The sequence below is a fragment of the Duganella sp. genome (genome assembly GCF_039595735.1).
Lineage (GTDB): Bacteria > Pseudomonadota > Gammaproteobacteria > Burkholderiales > Burkholderiaceae_D > Rugamonas.
Genome location: NZ_JBCNLB010000016.1, coordinates 27,802 through 50,211, shown reverse-complemented (window position 1 = coordinate 50,211; position 22,410 = coordinate 27,802). Strand labels below are relative to the sequence as shown.

Here is a 22,410-nt window from a genome sequence, read left to right as displayed (position 1 = left end):
GCACCCCATGCGTTTCATGATCATCGTTAAAGCCACGGCCGATTCGGAAGCGGGCAAGATGCCCAGCACGGAATTGCTGACGGCCATGGGCAAGTTCAACGAGGAACTGGTCAACGCCGGCGTGCTGCTCGCCGGCGAGGGCCTGCATCCCAGCGCGAAGGGCGCGCGCATCCGTTACGACGGCGCCAGCCGCACCGTGATCGATGGCCCGTTTGCCGAGACCAAGGAGTTGATCGCCGGTTTCTGGCTGATCCAGGTGAAGTCGAAGGAAGAGGCCATCGAGTGGATGAAGCGTTGCCCGAATCCGTTCGACACGCCGTCCGAAATCGAAATCCGCCAGGTGTTTGAAATGAGCGACTTCGGTGATGCCGTCACGCCGGAACTGGCGGCGCAGGAGGAGTCCCTGCGGGCCCGCTTGTGATACCTTATCGGCTAAGTCTAGTCTGGAGCATGATGTAATGGAATTCATGGTACTGCGCCGCGCCAATCAGAGCACGGAACGAGGCATACAACCCCCGGCGCTGGAGCCGGGCACCTTCCTGCGCCCCAGCGCGCAGGCGGTGCGGCTGCTGCGCCGCGACGGTGAATGGAGCGAGGTGCATGGCCCGTTCCCGCCCAAGGAGCTGGTGGCCGGCTTTGTGCTGCTGGAGGCGGCGTCGCGCGAAGACATCATCGAGCAGGTGCGCTGGTGGCCCTTGTTCGACAGCGGCGCAGTCTATGAAATCCGCGACGCCGGTTGTCCCGGCAACTGCGTCGGCTTCGATGAGCGCGGCACGGCTGCCGGCACCATTCCGCAGCGCAAGGAGGAGTTGACGCGCTATGTGGTGTTCCTGCGTTCGGACGCCGATTCGGAATCCGACGCGGTGCCGCCGCCGGAAGTGATCGACGTCATGAACGCCACCAATGAGAGCGGCGTGCAGCAAGGCGTGCTGCTGGCCGGCGAGGGCTTGAAGGGTACGGCCAGCGCGGCGCGCGTGCATTACGCCAACTCCAAAACCACGGTGGTGGATGGCCCGTTCACCGAAGTGAAGGAACTGATCGCCGGCTATTGGATGCTGCAGGCCGCTTCGATGGAAGAGGCGATCGCCTGGGCCAAGTCCTATCCTTATCCGCAGCCGGGCGATATCACGCTGGAATTGCGCGAGGCGTGCGAGCGTGTGTCGCACACGGAATTCACGCCGGAGATGGTGGCGGCGGAAGCGCGCATGCGCGCCGAACTGCTGGAGGCCGGCCTGCGCAACGCGTTCAGCAAAGCGGCCCGTGGCGGCTGACGTCCATAAAATTGTCGAGGCGGTGTGGCGGATGGAGTCCGCCAGGATCATCGCCGTGCTGGCGCGCATGTTGCGCGATGTCGGCCAGGCCGAGGAACTGGCGCAGGATGCGCTGGTGCAGGCGCTGGAGCGCTGGCCCGAGACCGGCGTGCCCGACCAGCCGGCCGCGTGGCTGACCGCGGTGGCCAAAAATCGGGCGCTGGATGCCTTGCGTCACCGTCAGATGCATGCCGAAAAAGAAGCGGCGATCAGCTACGAAATCGATAACCAGCTGCAGGACGCCGCGCCCGATCTGGAAGCCGAGGTGGCCAATGCGCTGGAAAACGATATCGGCGATGATCTGCTGCGGCTGGTGTTTGTGGCCTGCCACCCGGTGTTGCCGACCGATGGCCGTGTGGCGCTGACCCTGCGCATGCTGGGCGGCTTGAGCACTGATGAAATCGCCCGCGCTTTCCTGGTGCCCGAGAAAACCGTGGCGCAGCGGATCGTGCGCGCCAAGCGCACGCTGTCCGAGGCCAAAGTACCGTTCGAGGCGCCGCGCGCGCACGAGCTGGGCGAGCGGCTGGCATCGGTGCTGCAGGTGATCTATCTGATTTACAACGAAGGCTATTCGGCCAGCGCCGGCGCTGACTGGATGCGGCCGGCCTTGTGCGAGGAAGCGCTGCGGCTGGGCCGTATTCTGGCCGAGCTGCAGCCGAATGAGCCGGAGGTGCATGGCCTGGTGGCGCTGATGGAAATCCAGTCCTCGCGCGCCCGCGCCCGCGTCGGGCCGAAGGGCGAGCCGATTCTGCTGCTGGAGCAGGACCGCACCCGCTGGGACCAGCTGCTGATCCGTCGCGGATTGGCCGCGCTGGCCCGCGCTGAACAAGCCGCGCTGACGCCCGCGCCCGCCGTGCGGCCGTCGCCGGCTGGTCCGCGCCCGACCCACGCCGCGGCCGCTGCAGGGTCGACCCGCGGTTTGGGACCGTATGGGCTGCAGGCGGCAATTGCCGCCTGCCACGCCCGCGCCCGCCGCGCCGAGGATACCGACTGGACGCGCATTGCGGCGCTGTACGACGCGCTGGCGCAATTGTCGGGATCACCGATTGTGGAATTGAATCGCGCCGTGGCGCTGTCGATGGCCTACGGACCGCAGGCCGGACTGGAGGTGGTGGATGGCCTGCTGGATGCGCCGGCCCTGAAGAACTACCATTTGCTGCCCAGCGTGCGCGGCGATCTGCTCGCCAAGCTGGGCCGTCACCACGAGGCGCGCCTTGAATTCGAACGCGCCGCCGACCTGACGCACAACGAGCGCGAACGCCAGCTGCTGCTGGCGCGCGCCCAATCCAGTTAAGCCAGCGTGGCTTCCAATACCTTGACCAGCGACTCGATGCCTTCCGCATCGGTCTGATCGAAGCGGTTCGGCAGCGGGCTGTCGAGGTCGAACACGCCGACGATGGCGCCATCCGGGCCGCGCACCGGCACCACCAGCTCTGAACGCGAATTGACGTCGCAGGCGATGTGGCCGGGGAAGGCGTGCACATCCGGCACGACGATCGACTTGCCTTCCACCACGGTGGTGCCGCACACGCCGCGGCCTTTCTTGATGCGGATGCAGGCCGGCTTGCTCTGGAACGGACCCAGCACCAGTTCATCGCCCTTGAGGAAATAGAAGCCGGCCCAGTTCAGGCCCGGCATGCTGTTGAACACCAGCGAGCTGAAATTCGCGGTGTTGGCGATCAGGTCGGTTTCGCCATGGACCAGGCCTTGCAGCTGCGGGCGCAGGTCGTTGTACATGGCATTTTTGGCATCGGCGCTGTCGATGCCGTAGGTGGTGTCGCTGAGGGTGAAAGTCATGATCGGAATACGCTAGGAAAAATAGGGCTATATCCTACCCTATTTGTAGGCGGTATCTGATAGCGCAAGTGGGAACGGCGCGTTAGGCTGTTTTGATAACCACGGGGGAGATGCTATGCCAATTAGAAAAAAGAACGCCAGCCAGACGCGTCAGAGAAAACCGAAGGCGCTCGTCCCGCTGCCGCCCGGCAGCTTCGACATCGAGGCCTTGCTCATGATCGGGGAAGAGCGCGTGGTCATCGACCATGAGGAAAATGACAATGTTGACTTCATGGCGGAAGTGATCGACCCCATGTAGCTCGGTGCGTTGCCTGACAGACGGCCCCAGGGCCGTGCGGCATAATTGGCTATCTTTGTTTGAAAGCCGCTTTATGTCCGATATGGTGGTCGTGCGCCGGGAAGGCTTGTATTGCGTACCGGGACAGTTTTACATTGATCCGTGGCGGCCGGTTGAGCGCGCCGTTATCACGCACGCGCATGGCGACCATGCACGCGGCGGCCATCAGCACTATCTGGCGACGGCGGCGGGCGTGAATGTGCTGAAGTCGCGGCTGGGACCGATCAATATCACCGGGCTGGCGTATGGCGAGCAGGTGCTGCACAACGGCGTGACGGTGTCGCTGCATCCGGCCGGTCATGTGCTGGGCTCGGCGCAGGTGCGCATGGCGTATCGCGGCGAAGTGTGGGTGGCGTCGGGCGATTACAAGGTCGAGGCCGACAGCACCTGCACGCCGTTCGAGCCGGTGCGCTGCGATACCTTCATTACCGAATCCACCTTCGGGCTGCCGATTTACCGCTGGCGGCCGCAACAGGAAATCTACGACGAGATCAATGCCTGGTGGGCCGCCAACGCGGCGCAGGAGCGCACCAGCGTGCTGCTGGGCTATAGCTTTGGCAAGGCGCAGCGCATCCTGAGCGGGCTGGATGCGGGCATCGGTCCGATAGTCTGTCATGGCGCGGTGCAGAGCCTGAACCAGGTGTACCGGGACGGCGGCGTGTGGCTGCCGCCGACCGTGATGGTGGGCGACGTCGCCAAGAGCGAGTTGAGCCGCTCGCTGGTGCTGGCGCCGCCGTCGGCTGCCGGTTCGCCGTGGATCAAGCGGTTTGGCGATTTCAGCGACGGCTTTGCCAGCGGCTGGATGCAGCTGCGCGGCGCGCGCCGACGACGCGGCGTGGATCGTGGTTTTGTGTTGTCCGATCATGCGGACTGGCCGGGGTTGTTGCAGGCGATCGCCGCCACCGGCGCTCAGCGCGTGATTGTCACGCACGGCTCGATTGCCGTGCTGGTGCGCTGGCTGCAGCAGCAGGGCTTGCAGGCCAGCGGCTTTGATACCGAATACGGCGACGACGAGGCGGAGGATGCGCCGGCTGACGATGCGTCTGGCCATTCCGCCGCCGCGCCGGCCACCGAGGCCGCAGGCGCTGTTGCCGCCGCCGCGCGCGCCACAACTCTCGGGAATGCGCGGGAGGACGGTGATGCGTGACTTCGCCCTCCTGTATGCCGAGCTGGACGAGACCACCTCCACCACGCGCAAGCTGGCCGCGCTGCAGACCTATTTCACCACCGCCGCGCCGCAGGATGCCGCCTGGGCGGTGTATTTCCTGGCCGGCGGCAAGCCGCGCCAGGCAGTCCCGACCAAGCTGCTGCGCCAGTACGCCATGGAATACGCCGGCCTCGACGAATGGCTGTTCGACGAGTGCTACCACGCCGTGGGCGACCTGGCCGAGACCATCGCCCACATCCTGCCGCCGCCCAGGCATCCCAGCGAAATCGGCCTGGCCGACTGGATCGAGCTTGGCATCGCGCCCTTGCGCGGCGCCGCGCCGGAGGCGGTGCGCGCCGCCTTGTTCACCTACTGGGACCAGCTCGACACGCGCGAACGCTTCCTGCTCACCAAGTTGATTGGCGGCGGTTTCCGCGTCGGCGTCTCGCGCCTGCTGGTGACGCGCGCGCTCAGCGCCATCGCCGCCCTCGATGGCAAACTGATCGCGCAACGCCTGATGGGCTGGACCGACGGCAGCGTCAGCCCCACCGCCGCCGGTTTCCTGCAACTGATCGCCGCCCACACGCCGCAGGAGCAGGCACAACGTGGCGGCCAGCCGTATCCCTTCTTCCTGGCCCACCAGCTGGAGCGCGATCCAGCCACGCTGGGCGAGCTGTCGCACTGGCAGGCCGAGTGGAAATACGATGGCATGCGCGCGCAACTGGTCCGGCGCGAAGGCAGGAACTGGCTGTGGTCGCGCGGCGAGGAACTGATTACCGAACGTTTTCCCGAACTGGCGGTGCTGCGTCTGCCGGACGGCGTGGTGCTGGATGGCGAGATCCTGATCTGGCACGGCGGCACGGCGCCGGCCCCGTTTGCCGATCTGCAAAAACGCATGGGCCGCAAGCAGGTTTCCGCGCGCGTGCTGGGCGAGTTCCCGGCCGTGATGGTGGCGTACGATCTGCTGGAACTGGATGGCCGCGATCTGCGCGATCTGCCGCAGGCCGAGCGCCGCATGCTGCTGGAGCAATTGATCAACAGCCTGCAGGGCGCGCCGCAGTTGCGCCTGGCGCCGGTGATCGAAGCGGAAAGCTGGGCGCAACTGGCACAGATCCGCAACGAGTCGCGCGAGCGCGGGGTGGAGGGCATGATGCTGAAGGCGGTCGATGCCCGCTACGGCGTCGGCCGCACCAAAAGTGTGGGCACCTGGTGGAAGTGGAAGATTGATCCTTACAGCGTGGATGCCGTGCTGATCTATGCGCAAGCCGGTCACGGCCGCCGCGCCTCGCTGTACACCGACTACACCTTTGCCGTGTGGGATGAGGAGCGCAAGCTGGTGCCGTTTGCCAAAGCGTACTCCGGCCTGACCGACGCCGAGATCGCCCAGGTCGACCAGGCCATCCGTAAAACCACCATCGAGAAGTTCGGCCCGGTGCGCAGCGTCACGCCCAGCATGGTGTTTGAGATCGGCTTTGAAGGCATCGCCAGCTCGCCGCGCCATAAGTCCGGCGTGGCGGTGCGCTTTCCGCGCATCTTGCGCCGGCGCGAAGATAAGAGCATCGAAGAAGCCGACACCCTGGCTACGCTGAAGAACCTGCTGGCCGCGCCATGAACGCCGAGGCATGGTTTGCCGGGCGCGGCTGGACCGTGTTCCCGTTCCAGCGCGCCGTGTGGGAGGCGGCGGCGGCTGGCCGCTCGGGCCTGCTGCATGCGACCACCGGCGCCGGCAAAACCTATGCGGTCTGGTTCGCCGCCCAGCAGCGCGCCGCCGCGCTGCGGGCCGCTGGCGGCCGCGCGCCGGCCGGCCTGCGCGTGCTGTGGATTACGCCGATGCGCGCGCTGGCCGCCGACACCCTGCGCGCCCTGCAGGAAGCCGCGCCCGACTGGCAGGTCGAAGCGCGCACCGGCGACACCAGCGCCGCCCAGCGCGCGCGCCAGAACAAGCGCCTGCCGGACGCCCTGATCACCACGCCGGAAAGCCTGACGCTGCTGCTCAGCCATCCCGACGCCGCCGAACGCTTCAAGCACCTGGTGATGATCATCATCGACGAATGGCATGAGCTGATGGGCAACAAGCGCGGCGTGCAGACCCAGCTGGCGCTGGCGCGCTTGCGGCGCTGGAATCCGGCGCTGCTGGTGTGGGGCCTGTCTGCCACGCTGGGCAATCTTGAACGCGCGCGCGATGTGCTGGCGCCGGACGGCGTGATCGTCGAAGGCCATGTCGCCAAGCAGATCGTGATTGATACACTGATCCCGGAGCATCCGTCGCGTTTTCCCTGGGGCGGCCACCTCGGTGTGCAGATGCTGCTGCCGGTGATCGCGGAAATCGAGCAGCACGCCACCACGCTGGTGTTCACCAACACCCGTTCGCAGGCCGAGCTGTGGTATCAGCATGTGCTGGATGCGCGTCCGGACTGGGCCGGCCTGATCGCGCTGCATCACGGCTCGCTGGACAAGGAAGTACGCGAGTGGGTGGAGCAGGGTCTCAAGCAGGGACTGCTGAAAGCGGTGGTGTGCACCTCCAGCCTGGATCTGGGCGTGGATTTTCTGCCGGTCGAGCGCGTGCTGCAGATCGGCAGCGCCAAAGGCATTGCGCGCCTGCTGCAACGGGCCGGCCGCAGCGGCCACGCGCCGGGCCGGGTGTCGCGCCTGACGCTGGTGCCGACGCAAAGCCTGGAATTGCTGGAAGCGGCCGGCGCCATCCAGGCCGTGGCCGCGCGCGACATCGAAGCGCGGCCGGTGCCGGACAAGCCGCTGGACGTGCTGGTGCAGCATCTGGTGACGATGGCGCTGGGCGGCGGTTTCCGCTCGCAGGACTTGCTGGCGGAAGTGCGCAGCGCCTGGTCTTACCGCCACCTGACCGACGCGGAATGGCAATGGGCGCTGGATTTTGTCGCCCGCGGCGGCCAGACGCTGGTGGCGTATCCCGAGTACCGCCGCGTGCTGCCGGACGAGGACGGCGTCTACCGCGTGCCGGATGTGGCGCTGGGCCGGCGCCACCGCATGGGCATCGGCACCATCGTGTCCGATTCCTCGCTGCAGGTGAAATACGTGAGCGGCGGGCGCCTGGGCAGCGTGGAGGAATCGTTCATCGCGCGGCTGCGCAAGGGCGATCATTTCCTGTTTGCCGGCCGCATCCTGGAATTCGTGCGGCTGCACGAAATGACGGCTTATGTGCGCCGCGCCACCGGCGCGCGCGGTGCCGTGCCGCGCTGGCAGGGCGGGCGCATGCCGATGTCGTCCGAGCTGGCGCATGCGGCGCTGGCGCAACTGCAGCTGGCGGAACGTGGCCGCTACGAGGGGCCGGAAATGCAGGCGCTGCAACCGCTGCTGGCGATACAGCAGCGCTGGTCGTCGCTGCCGACCGCTGACGTGACTGTCATCGAAACCATGCACAGCCGCGAAGGCCGCCACCTGTTCATGTTCCCGTTTGCCGGCCGCTCGGTGCACGTCGGGTTGGGTGCTTTGCTGGCCTACCGCGTCGGCCGCATGGTGCCGGTGACGTTTTCCATCGCCATCAACGATTACGGCATTGAGCTGCTGTGCGCCCAGGAACTGGATTGGGCCAGGCTGCTGGACAAGGGGCACGGCGCCGAGGTCGACCTGTTCAGCACCGATAATCTGCTGGAAGACGTGCTGGCCAGCCTGAACGCCAGCGAGATGTCGCAGCGCCGCTTCCGCGAAATCGCCCGCATTGCCGGGCTGGTGTTCCAGGGCTATCCTGGGCAGGGCAAGAGCGCGCGCCAGTTGCAGGCCTCGTCGTCGCTGTTCTTTGCCGTGTTCGCCAAGCACGATGCCGGCAACCTGCTGCTGACGCAGGCGCAACGCGAGGTGCTGGAGCAGGAGCTGGAACTGGGCCGCCTGCGCGCCACACTGCAGGCATTGCAGTCGCGCCGGGTGCGTTTTCACGCCATCAAGCGCGCCACGCCGTTCGGCTTTGCGCTGATGGTGGAGCGCTTCCGCGAAAAACTCACGACCGAAAAATTGTCGGACCGCGTGGCCCGTCTGGTGCGCGAACTGGAAAAGGCGGCCGGGCCATGAAGCTGCAGCGCGCTGGCGAAGACTTGTTGTTGCTGCCGCAGAAAGCGGTCTACTGGCCGCGCGCGCAGATGCTGGTGGTGGCCGACATCCACTTCGGCAAGGCGGCCTCGTTCCGCGCGCTGGGCGTGCCGGTGCCGGCCGGCACCACCAGCGCCAATCTGCTGGCGCTGGACGGCTTGCTGGCGCAGCATCCGGTGCGCGAGATCCTGTTCCTGGGCGACTTTCTGCATGCCAGGGCGGCGCATGCGCCTGCCACGCTGGCGGCCATGCTGGCGTGGCGTCAACGCCATCCAGAGCTGTTGCTGACCGTGGTGCGCGGCAACCACGATGCACATGCCGGCGATCCGCCGGCACTGCTGGAGATCGCCATGGTGGACGAGCCGTATCTGGTGGGACCGTTCGCATTCTGCCATCATCCGGATGTGCTGTCGGCGGCGTATGTGATGGCCGGCCACGTGCACCCGGTGTATCGCCTGCGCGCGGGATGGGAATCGCTGGTCCTGCCATGCTTCCTGGTGGCGCCGGCACGGATGGTGCTGCCATCGTTTGGCGCGTTCACCGGCGGCCATCCCGTGCTGCCGCAGCCGGGCGAGCGGGTGTTCGTCAGCAGCGGCGAGGCGGTATTGGAAATCCCCTGATATCTTCACCGGAATCTTCCTACATCGGTTGCTGGGCGCGTCCTACATTGTGTGCGTGGGCGGTGCACTAGCATGACTGCTCCTTTCACGATTTGAGGAGATGATCATGGCAACCAACGACAAGGGCAGCAAGCAGGAAGGCAAATCCGGCAGCAAGCAAAGCGGCGACACCAGCAAACGCGGCTTCGCTTCGATGGACCCGGAACAGCAGCGCGAGATCGCTGCGGAAGGCGGCCGTGCCGCGCACGAAAAAGGCACGGCGCACGAGTTTACCTCGGAAGAGGCACGCCGCGCCGGCGCCATGAGCCACAAGAACGATCCGGGGCGCAGCAGCCAGAGCGCCTCGTCGGGCAGCGGTTCGCGCAGCAGCGGCGGCAACAAAGGCAGCGCCAGCCAGAATGAGGAGGAGGAGGACGACGACAGCGGCGGCAAAGGCGGCCGTGGCGCGTCGGGCCGTTCAAAGTCCTGATCGGCCCGCAGTGAGGGGATTACAGGCAAATCGTGGTGTGCTTGCCCATGTACACCGGCGCGTTGCCGGTAATCCTGGCCTTGGCCAGTTGCACCAGCTGCTGCATCTTGCTGGTGCTGGCGTCCCAGTATTCGGCGGTCTGGATTTTGACCCGTATCAAGGCCAGGTGCGGGTCATCCAGTCCGCCGGGGAACCACGCCCGCACCTCCGGGCTCCACAGTTCGCGTGCCTTGGCGCGGTCCTTGAGCAGGTAGGCCTGCCCGGTGACGGAGACATACAGATTCTCGTCCGGATTGGAAAAGCTGACGTTGACCTCCGGATGGTCTTCCAGGTCGTGCGTGAACGCCGCCTCGTCCGAGGTGAAAAACCACATATTTCCCTCGTTATCGATCTGCTGGGTGGTCAGTGGCCGGCTGCTCAGCATGTTGTCGTTGTCCATCGTCGTGAACATGCCAAAGCGCACCGCCTTGATCTTGGCGGCGATGGTGTTGATCTGATCCTGTGAATAAAGCGGCATGATGCGCCTCCAAGCGTGAAGGGATGGTGGCCCCACCTTAGCGCGCCCGGCCGGTGCACACTGTGCGCAACTTTACATAACAGATACACAAGCCGGATTGACTGATCAAATGATAATCATTATCATTTGTGTTTTTCATCCGAAGGAAGATCCGTGAGCGTACCCAGCGCCAGTTCCGCCCGCAATGCCAGCCGCGCCGTCTGGCTGAAGCATTTGCACCAGTGGCATTGGATCAGCTCGGCCGTGTGCCTGCTCGGGATGTTCCTGTTTGCCATCACCGGCATCACGCTCAACCACGCTGCGCAGATCGAGGCCAAGCCCAGCATCGTGCGCAAGCAGGCGCAGCTGCCGGAGGCATTGACCGCTGAGCTGCGCGCCTACGCCGGGCAGCACGACGGCGCCAAGGAACCGCTGCCGGCCAAGGCCGAGGCGTGGCTGGCGCACACCTTCCAGATTCAGCCGGGCGGGCGCGCGGCCGAGTGGTCGGTCGATGAAGTCTACCTGCCGCTGGCCAAGGCCGGCGGCGATGCCTGGGTGCGCATCGGCCTGGACGATGGCGCCACCGAATTTGAAAATACCGACCGCGGCTGGATTTCCTGGCTGAACGACGTCCACAAGGGCCGCAACACCGGCGCCGCGTGGAACTGGTTCATCGACATCTTTGCCGTGGCCTGCCTGGTGTTTTGCATCACCGGCCTGCTGATCCTGAAATTCCACGCGGCCAACCGGCCGTTCACCTGGCCGATGGTGGGGCTGGGTGTGCTGATTCCCGTAGTTATCGCACTGCTGTTCATTCATTAATCTCACGACAGGATCTCCATGAAATTACGCTATTCCATCGCGCTTAGTCTGCCACTTGCCAGCGCTTCGGCCATGGCCGCCGATCTGGCGCTCAAACTCGATGTGCCGCAGCTGAACGTGGCTGAATACCACCGTCCTTACATCGCCGCGTGGCTGGAGAATGCCGATCAGAAAGTGGTCGCCAACCTGGCCGTGCTGTACGACACCAAGAAAAAGGACAACGCCGGCACCAAGTGGCTGAAGGACATGCGGCAATGGTGGCGCAAGAGCGGCCGTGAGCTGAGCATGCCGATGGATGGCGTGTCGGGCGCGACCAAGGCGCCGGGTGAGCTGACCCTGAATATTCCGAAAGGTGCGCTGGACAAGCTGCCGGCCGGCCAGTACACCGTGCTGGTGGAAGCCGCGCGCGAAGCCGGCGGCCGTGAAGTGGTCAAGGTGCCGCTGGCATGGCCACCGAAAACCGCCGCCAATGTGACCGGCCAGGGCAAGGAAGAACTGGGCGCCGTTGTTGTGCAAGTCAAACCATAAGGCAGGGCGGAGACATGAAACTGCAAAAATCGTTGATCGCGCTGGCGCTGGCCGGCCTGTCGCTGGTGTCGCTGAGCGCGCACGCCCACAAGCCGTGGCTGCTGCCATCGTCGAGCCAGGTGGAAGCCGGCCGTGACGGCAACGCCTGGGTGACCGTGGATGCCGCCATTTCGGAAGGCCTGTTCGATATCGACCACGTGCCGCTCAAACTGGACGGCATTGACATCAGCGGCCCGGACGGCGCCAAGGTGGCCATGGAAAATGTCAGCAACGGCAAGCTGCGCAACACCTTTGACCTGAAGCTGGTGAAGACCGGCACCTACAAGATCGCGCTGGTATCGCAAAGCGTGTTTGGCAGCTACAAGGACAAGGAAGGCAACGTCAAGCGATTCCGCGGCACCGAGGAATCGCTGGCCAAGGATGTGCCGGCCGATGCCACCGAGGTGAAACTGTCGCGCACCGATAGCCGCCTGGAGACTTTTGTCACCAATGGCGACGCCAGCAAGGACGTGCTGAAGGCGAGCGGCAAGGGCCTGGAGCTGGTGCCGGTCACCCATCCGACCGAACTGCGCGCTGGCGAGAAAGCCACGTTCCGCTTCCTGCTGGACGGCAAGCCAGCGGCCAATCAGGGCGTGAGCCTGATTCCGGGCGGCGTGAAGTACCGCGGCACGCTGGGCGAGATCCGCAAGACCACCGACGCCAACGGCGAACTGAGCTTTGTGCTGCCGGTTGCCGGCGCCTACATGATCAGCAGCAGCTGGCCGGCCGCGGCGCCGCAAGTGCCGGGCCAACCGCCGCAAATGCCGCCGCGCCGCGCAACTTACGCGGCGGTGGTGGAAATCCTGCCGGAATAAGGCTGGCATGCGCCGGGTACTCCTGCCTCACGACATCTCCGACGACCGGGCACCAGCAGGCGGCGTGATCCGCGACTACGCCGGCCGCAGCATGGGCACCAGCTGGTCGGTGCGGCTGGTGGCCGCGCCGGATCAGGCCGCCGAGCATGTACCCGACGGGCTGCAGCAGCAGCTCGACCTCATCGTGGCCGAGATGAGCCACTGGGAAGCGGAGTCCGACCTGGGCCGCTTCAACCGCGCCACGCCGGGTAGCTGGCAGGCCTTGCCGCCGGCGTTTTTTGATGTGCTGTCCTATGCCATGGGCGTGGCGCGGGACTCCGGCGGCGCCTACGATCCATGCGCGGGTTCGCTGGTCAACCTGTGGGGCTTCGGGCCGTACGGGCGGTTTGACCAGCCTGATTTTATGCCGCCATCCGCGGATGAAATCACCGTCGCCCGCGCGCAGCTGGCGGCGCGGCCGGTGATCCTGCAGCGCGACGGCCGCCGCGCCTTGCAGCCGGGCGGGGTCCAGCTGGATCTGTCGGCGGTGGCCAAGGGCTACAGCGTGGACCGGCTGTCTTACTATCTGAAAACGCAGGGCTTTGCGCACCACCTGGTTGAGGTGGGCGGCGAGCTGCGCGGCAGCGGCGTCAAGCCGGACGGGCAACCGTGGTGGGTGATGCTGGAACAGGTCAGCGGCGCCGAGATCGATGAACTGGTGCTGGCGCTGCATGGCTTGTCAGTGGCCACCTCGGGCGACTATCGCCGCTATTTTGAACTGCATGGGCAGCGCTATTCCCACACCATCGATCCGCGCAGCGGCATGCCGATCGCCAATGACCTGGCATCGGTCACCGTGGTGCACGCGCAATGCATGGCGGCCGATGCGTGGTCGACCGCGCTGACCGTGCTGGGCCACCGCGACGGCCTGGATCTGGCCGAGCTGCAAGGGCTGGCCGCGCGGTTTGTCGTCCGCCAGGCGGACGGCAGCTTCACCGAACACCTGAGCACCCACTTACGCAAGCTGCTTGAAGAATGATCTGGAGCAACGACCCCACCCGATGGCTGCTGGTGGCAGGCATGAGCGCGGCATATGCGCTGGTCTGCCTGGCGCCGTACCTGCGCACGCGGCGCAAACGTCTGACGGCCGAGCGCGCCAAGGCGGAGGCGGCGGCAGCGCCCGGCTGGATCGTCGCGTACGCCAGCCAGACCGGCAATGCGGAGGCGCTGGCGCAGCAGACCGCGGCCACGCTGAAGCTGGCCGGCATACCGGCGCGGCTGGCGGAGTTGTCCGAGCTGGGCGCGGACGATTTGCAGGGTGCCGAGCGCATCCTGTTCCTGGTCAGCACCTACGGCGAGGGCGATGCGCCCGATGCGGCGGCGGCGTTTGCCGGCCGCCTGATGACCACCTCGCTGCCGCTGCCGCAACTGCACTACGCGGTGCTGGCGCTGGGCGACAGCGCGTACGCGCAATTCTGCGGCTTCGGCCGCGCGCTGGATCAATGGCTGCAGGCGCAAGGCGCGCAGAGCCTGTTCCCGCGCGTGGAAGTGAACCGCAGTGCGGACGAAGCGATCGGGCAATGGCGCCAGCAGCTGAGCCATCTGGCCGGCACCAGCGATGCGCCGGACTGGAGTGCGCCAGCGTTTGATGCGTGGCGCCTGAGCGGGCGCGTGCAGCTGAATCCGGGCAGCGCGGGGCAGCCGATCTACCATCTGGAACTGGAACCGGCGGCTGGCGTGCAACCGGAATGGCAGTCGGGCGATCTGGTGCAGATTGCCGCGCCGGCCGATCCATCGCGCGCGCGCGAATATTCGATCGCCTCGCTTCCTGCCGACGGACGCGTGCATTTGCTGGTGCGTCTGCATACCCATGAGGACGGCAGCCACGGCGCGGCATCCGGCTGGCTGACCCAGCAGGCCGCGCTGGGCGCCAGCGTGCAATTGCGCGTGCGCCAGCACAAGCGCTTCCGGCTGGAAGGGAACGCCGAGCGACCATTGATCCTGATCGGCAACGGCAGCGGCATTGCCGGCTTGCGCGGCCACCTGAAGGCGCGCGCGCTGGCGGGGCGGGGACGCAACTGGCTGCTGTTTGGCGAGCGCAACGCGGCGTACGACTACCACTATCGCGCCGAGCTGGAGGGCTGGCAGCGTGATGGCATGCTGGAAAAACTGGACCTGGTATTTTCACGCGACCAGGCCGAGCGCCGTTACGTGCAGGATCGCCTGGCTGAACAGGCGGCGACGGTGCGCGAGTGGATCGCGCAAGGCGCGGCGATCTACATTTGCGGCAGCCTGGAAGGGATGGCCGGCGGCGTCGATGCGGCGCTGGCGGCAGCGCTGGGGCGCGACGCCCTGGACGACCTGGCCGCCACCGGCCGCTACCGCCGCGACGTCTACTAAAACTCCGGGGTCAGGTCCGCCATTTCTACACGGGCTCAACAGCGCAGCTGTTGAGCCCGTGTAGAAATGGCGGACCTGACCCCGGAGTTAGTCGGCGCTGGCTTGCTCCAGGCCGCGGGCGAGGCTGGAGATGCTGGGGTTGTCGATGAAGACGCAGCGCTTGCCGTTGCGTTTGCAGTAGTCTTTGACGCGCCAGTAGGCGCTGTGGCTGATGCAGCCGGTCTGGCAGATCACCAGGTCGGCCGCCGCCAGGCTGGCTTCCAGGCGGTTGGCGTTGTCTTCCAGTCCGCCATCGTGGTGCGCGAATTGCGCCCCTTCGCGCTCGATCAGTTCGCGGTAGCTGGCGACGTTGCCGTTGCGGCCGCCCACGCACAGCACGGAACGCTCGCTCAGGCGCAGCGGCATTTTCATGACATGTTCCACCACCTGACGCGCTTCTTCCTGCACCGGCGCCGCCTGTTGTTCGGCGGCGCGCGCCAGTTCCAGCTTCAGTTCGTTGATCTGGTTGCGCATGGCGCGCTCGCGCTCTTCCATCTGGCCCAGGCGCTCGGCCAGCCTGGCGCGCGATTCCAGGCCCGGGATCGATCGCCGTAACTGCTCCAGCGCGATTTTCAGGGAGTCGATCATGCTGTCCTTGCCGACCACTTGCGCGCGCAGCTGCATCAGCTGGGCCGCGTGTCGTTCGGACTCGGCGCTTTTCTCGGCCAGCAGGGCAGTGGCGCGTTGCTGAGCCTTGCTCAGGTCGTGCGTCAGGCGCTTGTTGTCTTCCAGCGTGGCGTTGAATTTGTTGATGTCGGCACGCACGCAGGCGCCGGCCTGGTGCTGCACCATGTGCAGGTCGCGGCACATCTGTTCTTCCAGCTCGGCGGTGCAGCGCGGGTGCGTGAGGCCGGCCCAGAAGGCGCCGGCGACGTCGCCGTTGTTGACTGCGGTGCGCCACAGCTCGGCCACCTGTTCGGTGCTCTTGGCATTGCGGAAGCGCAGCAGCACGCCGGCGTAACGGCGTTCCAGTTCTTTCTGCAGCGCTTCCGACAGGCGGTTGCGGGTGCCGCATTCGGTCACGGCGCCGACGTGCACTTCGTAATCGTCGGCCACCACTTTGCCATTGGTGACTTTGTCCACCAGCTTGCGCAACACGCCCAGCGGGAAGCCGACGCCCACTAGCGGGCAGTGGCATGCATGGCTCAGTTCCCACAGCCGGCGGCGGCGCGAGGCCTGCGCTTCCGCTTCTTTGGCCAGCACGTTCAGGACGTTGTGGATGACCGGCTTGATGACTTGCTGTTTCGCGGCTTGTTCCGGCGGGCGGGGCGCCACCGGACCGGCTGCCTGCGGCATGGCGGCCGCGATGATGGCCGCCAGTGGATCGTGTTTCTCGCACATGTCTGCACGCTCCTCGGTTCAGGCCACCGACGGCGCGGTGCGCGCCCGCGCCATGATGCGGCTGAGGAAGTTGGTTTTTTCCTGCTCGTGCAGATTGCGCTCCACTTCGTTGGCCCACTGTTCCGACAGCTGCTGGCAGGTCGCGCTCAGCACCGGCGCCAGCTCCGGCAGGCTGGCCAGCGCTTTCAGGTGGCGCTCGATGACCGAGGCCAGCTTGACGCAGCCGCCGGCCGCTGCGCTGCCAGCCGTGTAGTGCGACATCAGGTGCAGCACGGCGGACAACATGAGTTCGGGATTGTGGCCGCCATGCGATGGGGCGAGGAAGATCGGGTTGCTGTGTTCGATGGCCATCAGACGCTCCTGGTGTGGAAAGAGAGGGTGGCTGGCGCAGGGCTGGCTACTCGGAGGGGAGAGTGGGCGCGCGGCGGCGCGCCCTTTAACGCACGGTTAAGCGGTCAGGATCAGTTTGTTCAATTGGGTGATGCGCAGACGGTAGACGCGGCCGCCGTGGTCAATTTCCAGCTCGCGGGCGCCGTCCATCAGGCTGGCGCTGCTGATGCGCTTGACCGGCTTGACGGCTTGCGCGGCCTGGGTGGCGATGGGGTGGGCAGCGATGGCGGGCGGCAGGGCAGGGGTAGTGGTAATCATCGTCTGGTTCTCCATAAATAAGAATGATTCGTATTTGCATTCATTATTGTGGAAGCCGGGACGGAATGCAAGCCTTTTTCAGTTATAAATTCATTAAAAAAACGGCCCGGTCAGAAACCGGGCCCAAGGCTGGGTGATACGGGAGGTAGTACTGAGCGCTACAAGTGCTGCGGGTGCTACAAGGCCGCCAGCAACTGGCCGGACGGTACGGTGGCGGCGCCCTTGCTGCGGGCGGCCGGCTTGCCGCGCGTGCGCGAAGGCGGCAGGCGGCGCAAGGTTTTCAGGGCTTCCGGATCTTTGATGCCGATGGTGCGCTGGTCGACGCTGATCAGGCCGATCTCGTTGAAGGCCGACAGCGTGCGGCTGACGGTTTCCAGCGTCAGCCCGAGGTAGCTGCCGATTTCGTGGCGCGTCATGCGCAGGTTGAACAGCTTGCTGGAGTAGCCCATCTGCGAGAAGCGTTCGGCCAGCGCCACCAGGAAGCGCGCCACCCGCGCCTCGGCGCTGAGCGCGCCCAGCATGCCGATCATGGCTTGCTCGCGCACCAGTTCGCGGCTCATCACGCCGTACATCATGTTTTCCAGTTCCAGGTGCACGCGGCCCAGGGCGGTCAGCTTCTTGAATGGCAGCAGGATCAGGTCGCAGTCGGACAGCGCCACCGCTTCCGACGAATAATGGCGGGTGTGGATGCCGTCCACCCCCAGCATGTCACCCTTCATGGGAAAGCTCAGCACCTGCTCGTTGCCGTATTCGTCGATCAGCACGGTTTTCAAAAAGCCCGAGTTGACGATGTAGAGCGTGTCGAACGGTTGGCCGATGGTGTGGATGCGCTGGCCAGTCTTGAACTGCACATGCTGGAACAGCAGTTCTTCGTTGGCCATGGAGTTGGCGGCCGGGATGTGCAGCAGGTCGCAGACTTCCTTGAGGTTCGACCAGAGCCGCCCCTGACGCTGGCGGCCGGCTTCCATCGACGACGATTGCAGCGTCGTCGTGGCCGGGCGAATTTCAGACGTTTGCGTAGACAGCATGGTGATCTCTCCTGTGGGCTAGGTGCTGTGCGGTATGGTTTCAGTATGCCAACACAGGGGGGAGATAGATATCAGCAACGGCTGAATGTAGACGTAGGAGTCCCACCAAGGCGTGTAGGAGTACTCCTACGTACGAGCCCGCTTTCAGGTCTTGAACGGCGACAGCAGGCGATGTGCCACCGCGTACTGCACCATTTCCGACAGCGAGCTCATGCCCATCTTCTGCATGATGCGGGTCTTGTGGGTGCTGACGGTTTTCACGCTCAGGTGCAGGCTGTTGGCGATTTCGGTGATGGAGCGGCCGGCCACCAGCAGCGAGAATACCTCGAACTCGCGGTCCGACAGCTGTTTGTGCAGCAGCGACTCGTGCGGCATCATGATGTTGAGCGCCAGCTGCTCGGCCACCTCGGTGCTGATGTAGGGACGGCCGGAAGCCACCTTGCGGATCGCGCCGACCAGCTGGGTGCCGGCGCTTTCCTTGGTCAGATAGCCTTGCGCGCCGGCGCGGATGGCGCGCACCGCGTACTGCTCCTCCTCGTGCATGGTGAGGATCAGGATGGCCAGCTTGGGCGCCTCGGCCTTGATCTGGCGGATCAGGTCGACCCCGCTGCGGCCGGGCATGGACAAGTCCAGCAGCAGCAGGTCGAACCCGCCCTGGCGCACATGGCCCAGCACCTCGAAACCGTCAATGGCTTCGCCCACGATGTCAATGTCCGGCGCGCCGTCGAGGATGCGCTTGAGGCCTTCACGCATGATGGTGTGGTCATCCGCAATGACGATACGTATCATAAGGATCGCTTTGAAAGTGATTAATGGTAATTGTTATTGCGATTGAATCAACCTTATGATCTTACTACAAACGGCCTGCGCGTGCTGCTTATTTGCTACCGGGCTCCTTGATCAGGCGGTGCACCAGCACCGGAATTTTGGAGTGCTGCAACACCTTGTTGGTTACACTGCCCAGTAACAACTGGCCCCAGCCGCTGCGCCCGTGCGAGCCCATGAAGATCAGGTCGCAGCCGTGCTGTTGCGCCACGTCGACGATTTTCACGGCCGCGCTTTCGTGGAAGGCGGTCAGCGCTTGGCAACGCACGCCGCGCCGCGCGCACGAGTCGGCCACATCCTGCGTGTGCTCCTGGCCGGCCCGCTGCATGGCGGCGCGGTATTCCTCTTCGCTGGGGTAGCTGGGCGGGATGATTTCCACGTAAATCGGATACTGGTACTCGGGCGCCACGAACAGCACCAGCACCTCGGCCCCGAGCTGCTCGGCAAACTGCACGCCGGCGCACGCGGTCTTGCTGGAGACGGCCGAACCGTCGGTGGTGATCAGGATTTTGCGGTACATGATGGACCTCCTTTCTGCATCAGCTCACAGCTTCATTGTAGTCGCGATTTACATTATTGATACTCTGGAAAGACTTGATATTTATCAAATAAAAGCGCTTTATCCTGCGCGGCAGGGTGTGGGCTTTTATGCTTCTAACAGCTTTTTTTTGCACTAAAGCACTACTTTTGTGTCACGCGGCATACTCCGTTGTTCTATCCGATGTTAGTATCTCCAAATACAGCTAGTTTAGGGCAGCAAATTGACCAAATATGGAGAAGCAGGGATTATGACTAACGCCGCTGACGATTTCGACGCATTATTTGAAGAGGTGTCTGCTCAGAGCAAAAACGCAGCGCCCGCTCCAGCGCCTGCACCCGCACCGGCTGCTGCCGCGGAAGATGACCTGGAAAGCCTGTTCGAAGAAGTCGCCGCGGCCCGACCGCCTGATGCCGTGGCCGCCGCCGAACCGGCCGCCGCGCCGGCCGCTGCCGCTGGCGCCGACGGCGACAACGCCGACGGCAAGGATGTGATGTTTGAACGCCTGGGCGGCATTGTGCGCCTGCTGCACGATTCGCTGCGCGAACTGGGCTACGACAAGGCGCTGACCGAGGCGGCCACCCAGATCAGCGACGCCCAGGACCGCCTGGAATACGTCGCCTCCCTGACCGAACAGGCCGCCAACAAGGTGCTGAACACGCTGGACGAGGGCATGCCGGAGCAGGACGTGCTGTCCAAGCAGTCGAAAGACATGGAAACCCGCTGGGCCGACCTGTTCGCCGGCAAGCTGAGCCTGGAACAGTTCAAGCAACTGGCCGGCGACTCGCAGAAATTCGCCGTGGCCGTGTCGGCCGCCACCGAGGCCGAGAAAGCGCGCCTGCTGGACATCATGATGGCGCAGGACTTCCAGGACATCACCGGCCAGCTGATCAAGAAGGTGGTGCATATCACCAAGACCGTGGAGCAGGAGCTGGCGCAGCTGTTGAAAGACAACGCGCCGCCGAGCGTCAAGGAGAAAATCGCACAGAAAGAAGTGTCCCTGATGTCCGGCCCGTCGGCTCCGGCCGTGGCCCTGAATCAGGATAGTGTTGACGACCTGCTTGCCGATCTGGGGTTCTAATGGACGATATGCTGAGAGATTTCGTCGTCGAGGCGATGGATCTGGCGGTCAATGTCGAGGAGCACCTGCTGCGCCTCGAACGCGACCCGGACAACAAAGAGACACTGAACGCGGTGTTCCGCTCGTTCCACACCATCAAGGGGGGCGCCGGTTTCATGGGCCTGCCTGCGCTGGTGACGGCCTGCCACCTGACCGAAAACCTGTTTGATGCCCTGCGTACCGGCGCCGCGCCGGTGACGCCGCTGTCGATCGAAGCCGCGCTGCAGGCGTCGGGCTTTGTGGCCGACCAGCTGGCGGAACTGAATGACGGCGCCGAGCCCAGCAGCCTGCCCGCGCTGCCGGGCGACCTGGAGCAGTTGCTGAACGACGCCATCGCCGGCAAGGCCGACTCGGCCCCGGCCAAGCCGGCCGCCGCCGCACCGGCGCCAGCGCCCGCACCAGCGCCCGCCGCTGCCGCGCCGGCCCCCGTGGCCGCGCCCGCCGCCGCCCCATCGGCCGATGGCCTCGACTGGGAAGGCATGTACGAAGCCGTGATGCCGCCGGGCAGCTACACCCGCTCGGCCGCGCCGCCGGCCGCCGTGGCCGCCGCACCGGCGGCAGCGGCGCCGGCGCCGGCAGCCAAGCCGGACGCCGCTGAAATCGCCGCCGTGGCGGCCGAAGTCAAAGCCACCCCGGGCGCGCGCCGCGAAGCCGCCGAGAAGAAGGACGAGCGTCCGCAAAGTGCGCCGGCCAAGGAAGAATCGATCCGTATCGACGCCGTCAAGCTCGATGCGTTGCTGGAAGTGGCCGGCGAATCGGTGCAGGCCGCCAACCAGGCCGCCGTGCTGCTGGAACGCCTGATGCAGTTCAAGTTCGAAGGCCAGGCGCAGACGCTGATGTCGACGCTGGCCGAGACGCTGGAACGCGCCTCGCGCTATTCGACCGAACTGCAGCGCGCCACCCTGGCCACCCGCATGCAGCCGGTCGGCCGCCTGTTCCAGAAATTCCCGCGCCTGGTGCGCGAGCTGGCCAAGGATCTGGGCAAGGAAGTCGATCTGAACATCGAAGGTGCGGAGACCGAAGTCGACCGCGTGGTGGTGGATTCGCTGTACGATCCGCTGGTGCACATGCTGCGCAACGCGCTCGACCATGGTGTCGAAACGCCGGAAGAACGCGCGGCCGCCGGCAAGCCGATCCGCTCCTACATCCAGCTGAAAGCCTGGCAGGAGGCGAATAGCGTTATGATTGTGCTGCAGGACGATGGCAAGGGCATGGATCCGGTCAAGCTGCGCCAGAAGGCCTTGCAGAAGGGGCTGATCTCGGAATCGACCCAGCTGACCAGCGACGATTGCTATCAACTGGTATTCTTACCGGGTTTCTCGACCAAGGAAGTGGCGTCCAGCGTGTCCGGCCGCGGCGTCGGCATGGACGTGGTGAAGACCGCCGTGGAGAAAAACCGCGGCGCCATCCACATCGAATCCGAGCTGGGCAAGGGTACCAAGTTCTCGATCCGCCTGCCGATCGAGCTGTCGATCGTGCCGACCATGCTGGTCTCGACCTCGGGCGCCGCGCTGGCGCTGCCGATGGCCGTGGTGCAGCGCGTGGTCGAGCTGCCGGAAGTGTTCATGGAAGTGGGCGGCGCCCCGGTCCTCAAGGACCAGGGCCGGCCGCTGCCGGTGCGCTCGCTGGCCGACTCGCTGGGCTACGAAAGCTGCCGCGAGAAGGTGGGTATTGTTGTCTCCGCGCCACAGCCATACATCCTGGCGGTGGAAGCGGTGGACGGCACTGCCGACCTGGTGATTAAACCGATGACCGCGATTACTGTCGAGGGCATTACCGGCACGGCGCGCTCCGCCGAGGGCGAGCTGGTGCTAGTGGTCGGCCTATCGTTCCTAATGGACGGTTGTCGAGGGAGTGTACGCATGGCGGCCTGAGTCAGAAGACCAGGCCAGCAAGACCAAAAGCCTGCGTCCCCACGCAGGCTTTTTTATTTTTAGGAGTCATACCCCGTGTATCGGTATGCAGAAGGCATCGGGCTCAAGAGGTCGGACAGCGGTGGCTGCTATTGCATTGCACAATATGGCATAATCAAGTTGGATAATCGTAGCAGTAC

General features: G+C 65.2%; 24 protein-coding genes. 16 read left to right on the top strand and 8 right to left on the bottom strand.

Going from position 1 to position 22,410, the window contains the following annotated elements:
* Window positions 1–7: 7 nt before the first annotated feature.
* From ABDW57_RS21880 to ABDW57_RS21870, 3 genes are read left to right on the top strand one after another with little or no spacing between them, the layout of a single operon-like run.
* Window positions 8–421 carry a YciI family protein gene (locus ABDW57_RS21880; RefSeq protein ID WP_343732263.1) on the top strand — a complete coding sequence of 138 codons (414 nt, stop codon included), beginning with the start codon at window positions 8–10 and terminating at the stop codon, window positions 419–421.
* Window positions 422–458: 37 nt separating this feature from the next.
* Window positions 459–1,271: a YciI family protein gene (locus tag ABDW57_RS21875; RefSeq protein ID WP_343732262.1), complete on the top strand. Its 813-nt coding sequence runs from the start codon at window positions 459–461 to the stop codon at window positions 1,269–1,271.
* 31 nt (window positions 1,272–1,302) lie between these two features.
* Window positions 1,303–2,604, top strand: coding sequence for an RNA polymerase sigma factor (locus ABDW57_RS21870; RefSeq protein ID WP_343732363.1), 1,302 nt, complete (start codon window positions 1,303–1,305; stop codon window positions 2,602–2,604).
* Here ABDW57_RS21870 and ABDW57_RS21865 read toward each other — a convergent pair.
* Window positions 2,601–3,107 (bottom strand): GAF domain-containing protein, encoded by a 507-nt coding sequence (locus ABDW57_RS21865; protein WP_343732261.1) that lies wholly within the window; start codon window positions 3,105–3,107, stop codon window positions 2,601–2,603. The two genes, ABDW57_RS21870 and ABDW57_RS21865, sit on opposite strands and share 4 nt — an antisense overlap.
* Window positions 3,108–3,222: 115 nt before the next feature.
* On the opposite strand from ABDW57_RS21865, the gene ABDW57_RS21860 reads away from it, so the two are divergent.
* The 6 genes from ABDW57_RS21860 (at window position 3,223) to ABDW57_RS21835 (ending at window position 9,739) form a co-directional block, all read left to right on the top strand.
* Window positions 3,223–3,405: a hypothetical protein gene (locus ABDW57_RS21860; protein ID WP_343732260.1), complete on the top strand. Its 183-nt coding sequence runs from the start codon at window positions 3,223–3,225 to the stop codon at window positions 3,403–3,405.
* 73 nt (window positions 3,406–3,478) lie between these two features.
* Window positions 3,479–4,591 (top strand): ligase-associated DNA damage response exonuclease, encoded by a 1,113-nt coding sequence (locus ABDW57_RS21855; RefSeq protein WP_343732259.1) that lies wholly within the window; start codon window positions 3,479–3,481, stop codon window positions 4,589–4,591.
* Window positions 4,584–6,203: an ATP-dependent DNA ligase gene (locus ABDW57_RS21850; RefSeq protein WP_343732258.1), complete on the top strand. Its 1,620-nt coding sequence runs from the start codon at window positions 4,584–4,586 to the stop codon at window positions 6,201–6,203. Before ABDW57_RS21855 ends, ABDW57_RS21850 begins: the two co-directional genes overlap by 8 nt.
* On the top strand, window positions 6,200–8,632 hold the full coding sequence (locus ABDW57_RS21845) for a ligase-associated DNA damage response DEXH box helicase (protein WP_343732257.1): 2,433 nt from the start codon (window positions 6,200–6,202) through the stop codon (window positions 8,630–8,632). The genes ABDW57_RS21850 and ABDW57_RS21845 overlap by 4 nt, the downstream gene beginning before the upstream one ends.
* Window positions 8,629–9,270, top strand: a complete 642-nt coding sequence (gene pdeM / locus ABDW57_RS21840; protein WP_343732256.1) for a ligase-associated DNA damage response endonuclease PdeM — start codon at window positions 8,629–8,631, stop codon at window positions 9,268–9,270. Before ABDW57_RS21845 ends, pdeM begins: the two co-directional genes overlap by 4 nt.
* 106 nt (window positions 9,271–9,376) lie before the next feature.
* Window positions 9,377–9,739, top strand: a complete 363-nt coding sequence (locus ABDW57_RS21835; protein ID WP_343732255.1) for a KGG domain-containing protein — start codon at window positions 9,377–9,379, stop codon at window positions 9,737–9,739.
* Window positions 9,740–9,758: 19 nt separating this feature from the next.
* Here the strand turns inward: ABDW57_RS21835 and ABDW57_RS21830 are convergent, their stop codons facing one another.
* Window positions 9,759–10,256 carry a pyridoxamine 5'-phosphate oxidase family protein gene (locus tag ABDW57_RS21830; RefSeq protein WP_343732254.1) on the bottom strand — a complete coding sequence of 166 codons (498 nt, stop codon included), beginning with the start codon at window positions 10,254–10,256 and terminating at the stop codon, window positions 9,759–9,761.
* Between the two features lie 153 nt (window positions 10,257–10,409).
* On the opposite strand from ABDW57_RS21830, the gene ABDW57_RS21825 reads away from it, so the two are divergent.
* The 5 genes from ABDW57_RS21825 to ABDW57_RS21805 are packed head-to-tail and all read left to right on the top strand — an operon-like array spanning window position 10,410 to window position 14,818.
* Window positions 10,410–11,057: a PepSY-associated TM helix domain-containing protein gene (locus tag ABDW57_RS21825; protein WP_343732253.1), complete on the top strand. Its 648-nt coding sequence runs from the start codon at window positions 10,410–10,412 to the stop codon at window positions 11,055–11,057.
* A gap of 18 nt (window positions 11,058–11,075) precedes the next feature.
* The gene (locus tag ABDW57_RS21820; protein WP_343732252.1) at window positions 11,076–11,585 is read left to right on the top strand and encodes a DUF2271 domain-containing protein; all 510 of its coding nucleotides are present in this window, start codon (window positions 11,076–11,078) and stop codon (window positions 11,583–11,585) included.
* Between the two features lie 14 nt (window positions 11,586–11,599).
* The gene (locus ABDW57_RS21815; protein ID WP_343732251.1) at window positions 11,600–12,439 is read left to right on the top strand and encodes a DUF4198 domain-containing protein; all 840 of its coding nucleotides are present in this window, start codon (window positions 11,600–11,602) and stop codon (window positions 12,437–12,439) included.
* A gap of 7 nt (window positions 12,440–12,446) precedes the next feature.
* Entirely contained in the window at window positions 12,447–13,457 is a 1,011-nt protein-coding gene (locus ABDW57_RS21810) for an FAD:protein FMN transferase (RefSeq protein ID WP_343732250.1), read from the top strand.
* Entirely contained in the window at window positions 13,454–14,818 is a 1,365-nt protein-coding gene (locus ABDW57_RS21805; protein WP_343732249.1) for a sulfite reductase subunit alpha, read from the top strand. Before ABDW57_RS21810 ends, ABDW57_RS21805 begins: the two co-directional genes overlap by 4 nt.
* 87 nt (window positions 14,819–14,905) lie before the next feature.
* On the opposite strand, the gene ABDW57_RS21800 is transcribed toward ABDW57_RS21805, so the two are convergent.
* The 6 genes from ABDW57_RS21800 to ABDW57_RS21775 all read right to left on the bottom strand — a co-directional run bounded on the left by ABDW57_RS21800 (window position 14,906) and on the right by ABDW57_RS21775 (window position 19,219).
* Window positions 14,906–16,198, bottom strand: coding sequence for a DUF2325 domain-containing protein (locus ABDW57_RS21800; protein ID WP_343732248.1), 1,293 nt, complete (start codon window positions 16,196–16,198; stop codon window positions 14,906–14,908).
* Window positions 16,199–16,216: 18 nt separating this feature from the next.
* A complete protein-coding gene (locus ABDW57_RS21795; protein WP_343732247.1) occupies window positions 16,217–16,549 on the bottom strand; it encodes a hypothetical protein in 333 nt (110 codons plus the stop codon).
* A 96-nt stretch (window positions 16,550–16,645) separates the two neighbouring features.
* Entirely contained in the window at window positions 16,646–16,846 is a 201-nt protein-coding gene (locus ABDW57_RS21790) for a hemin uptake protein HemP (RefSeq protein ID WP_343732246.1), read from the bottom strand.
* A gap of 176 nt (window positions 16,847–17,022) precedes the next feature.
* Window positions 17,023–17,814, bottom strand: coding sequence for a helix-turn-helix domain-containing protein (locus ABDW57_RS21785; protein ID WP_343732362.1), 792 nt, complete (start codon window positions 17,812–17,814; stop codon window positions 17,023–17,025).
* A 204-nt stretch (window positions 17,815–18,018) separates the two neighbouring features.
* Window positions 18,019–18,663, bottom strand: coding sequence for a response regulator transcription factor (locus ABDW57_RS21780; protein ID WP_090176109.1), 645 nt, complete (start codon window positions 18,661–18,663; stop codon window positions 18,019–18,021).
* Window positions 18,664–18,751: 88 nt separating this feature from the next.
* Window positions 18,752–19,219: a universal stress protein gene (locus ABDW57_RS21775; RefSeq protein WP_343732245.1), complete on the bottom strand. Its 468-nt coding sequence runs from the start codon at window positions 19,217–19,219 to the stop codon at window positions 18,752–18,754.
* A 268-nt stretch (window positions 19,220–19,487) separates the two neighbouring features.
* Between ABDW57_RS21775 and ABDW57_RS21770 the strand changes: the two genes are divergently transcribed.
* Together ABDW57_RS21770 and ABDW57_RS21765 are read left to right on the top strand one after the other, a co-directional pair.
* Window positions 19,488–20,318, top strand: a complete 831-nt coding sequence (locus tag ABDW57_RS21770) for a protein phosphatase CheZ (protein WP_343732244.1) — start codon at window positions 19,488–19,490, stop codon at window positions 20,316–20,318.
* On the top strand, window positions 20,318–22,231 hold the full coding sequence (locus ABDW57_RS21765; RefSeq protein ID WP_343732243.1) for a chemotaxis protein CheA: 1,914 nt from the start codon (window positions 20,318–20,320) through the stop codon (window positions 22,229–22,231). The genes ABDW57_RS21770 and ABDW57_RS21765 overlap by 1 nt, the downstream gene beginning before the upstream one ends.
* Window positions 22,232–22,410 lie beyond the last annotated feature (179 nt).

Coding starts and splice junctions, on each gene's coding strand:
- ABDW57_RS21830 (WP_343732254.1), bottom strand. CDS start 10,256: ATGCCGCTTTATTCACAGGATCAGATCAACACCATCGCCGCCAAGATC.
- ABDW57_RS21815 (WP_343732251.1), top strand. CDS start 11,600: ATGAAACTGCAAAAATCGTTGATCGCGCTGGCGCTGGCCGGCCTGTCG.
- ABDW57_RS21855 (WP_343732259.1), top strand. CDS start 3,479: ATGTCCGATATGGTGGTCGTGCGCCGGGAAGGCTTGTATTGCGTACCG.
- ABDW57_RS21765 (WP_343732243.1), top strand. CDS start 20,318: ATGGACGATATGCTGAGAGATTTCGTCGTCGAGGCGATGGATCTGGCG.
- ABDW57_RS21810 (WP_343732250.1), top strand. CDS start 12,447: ATGCGCCGGGTACTCCTGCCTCACGACATCTCCGACGACCGGGCACCA.
- ABDW57_RS21805 (WP_343732249.1), top strand. CDS start 13,454: ATGATCTGGAGCAACGACCCCACCCGATGGCTGCTGGTGGCAGGCATG.
- ABDW57_RS21870 (WP_343732363.1), top strand. CDS start 1,303: ATGGAGTCCGCCAGGATCATCGCCGTGCTGGCGCGCATGTTGCGCGAT.
- ABDW57_RS21880 (WP_343732263.1), top strand. CDS start 8: ATGCGTTTCATGATCATCGTTAAAGCCACGGCCGATTCGGAAGCGGGC.
- ABDW57_RS21875 (WP_343732262.1), top strand. CDS start 459: ATGGAATTCATGGTACTGCGCCGCGCCAATCAGAGCACGGAACGAGGC.
- ABDW57_RS21785 (WP_343732362.1), bottom strand. CDS start 17,814: ATGGAAGCCGGCCGCCAGCGTCAGGGGCGGCTCTGGTCGAACCTCAAG.
- ABDW57_RS21770 (WP_343732244.1), top strand. CDS start 19,488: ATGACTAACGCCGCTGACGATTTCGACGCATTATTTGAAGAGGTGTCT.
- ABDW57_RS21820 (WP_343732252.1), top strand. CDS start 11,076: ATGAAATTACGCTATTCCATCGCGCTTAGTCTGCCACTTGCCAGCGCT.
- ABDW57_RS21865 (WP_343732261.1), bottom strand. CDS start 3,107: ATGACTTTCACCCTCAGCGACACCACCTACGGCATCGACAGCGCCGAT.
- ABDW57_RS21860 (WP_343732260.1), top strand. CDS start 3,223: ATGCCAATTAGAAAAAAGAACGCCAGCCAGACGCGTCAGAGAAAACCG.
- ABDW57_RS21790 (WP_343732246.1), bottom strand. CDS start 16,846: ATGATTACCACTACCCCTGCCCTGCCGCCCGCCATCGCTGCCCACCCC.
- ABDW57_RS21835 (WP_343732255.1), top strand. CDS start 9,377: ATGGCAACCAACGACAAGGGCAGCAAGCAGGAAGGCAAATCCGGCAGC.
- ABDW57_RS21845 (WP_343732257.1), top strand. CDS start 6,200: ATGAACGCCGAGGCATGGTTTGCCGGGCGCGGCTGGACCGTGTTCCCG.
- ABDW57_RS21800 (WP_343732248.1), bottom strand. CDS start 16,198: ATGTGCGAGAAACACGATCCACTGGCGGCCATCATCGCGGCCGCCATG.
- pdeM (WP_343732256.1), top strand. CDS start 8,629: ATGAAGCTGCAGCGCGCTGGCGAAGACTTGTTGTTGCTGCCGCAGAAA.
- ABDW57_RS21775 (WP_343732245.1), bottom strand. CDS start 19,219: ATGTACCGCAAAATCCTGATCACCACCGACGGTTCGGCCGTCTCCAGC.
- ABDW57_RS21780 (WP_090176109.1), bottom strand. CDS start 18,663: ATGATACGTATCGTCATTGCGGATGACCACACCATCATGCGTGAAGGC.
- ABDW57_RS21850 (WP_343732258.1), top strand. CDS start 4,584: ATGCGTGACTTCGCCCTCCTGTATGCCGAGCTGGACGAGACCACCTCC.
- ABDW57_RS21795 (WP_343732247.1), bottom strand. CDS start 16,549: ATGGCCATCGAACACAGCAACCCGATCTTCCTCGCCCCATCGCATGGC.